The 272-nt window shown below is 61.0% G+C and carries 1 pseudogene; it reads right to left on the reverse strand.

Annotated features, from left to right (window positions below):
- A pseudogene (locus EOD29_RS31820) lies at positions 1 to 272 on the reverse strand (conjugal transfer protein TraH); the annotation flags it as partial.

Here is a 272-nt window from a genome sequence, read left to right on the forward strand (position 1 = left end):
GCACCTCATTCCCGGTCGGATTGCCACACCATTTCGCGACGATGCGCATGGTCTTGGCGAACATCTTCGAGCCCATGCGCAGGTTCCCACAAGGATCGACAAGATCCGGCTTCAGCTCCGAAGCATCCTTGACGCCAACACCTGCCGGGAATTGCGTCAGGCCGACGCGCACAGGGCGCGGCCAACGTTCTTCCGGATGATCTCCATGGCTTCGTCGGACGTTTTCGGCTTCGGGACGAGGATCAGCCGCCCGCCTGATTTTGCGGTAACGG

The organism is Mesorhizobium sp. M1A.T.Ca.IN.004.03.1.1 (assembly GCF_003997555.1).
GTDB lineage: Bacteria > Pseudomonadota > Alphaproteobacteria > Rhizobiales > Rhizobiaceae > Mesorhizobium.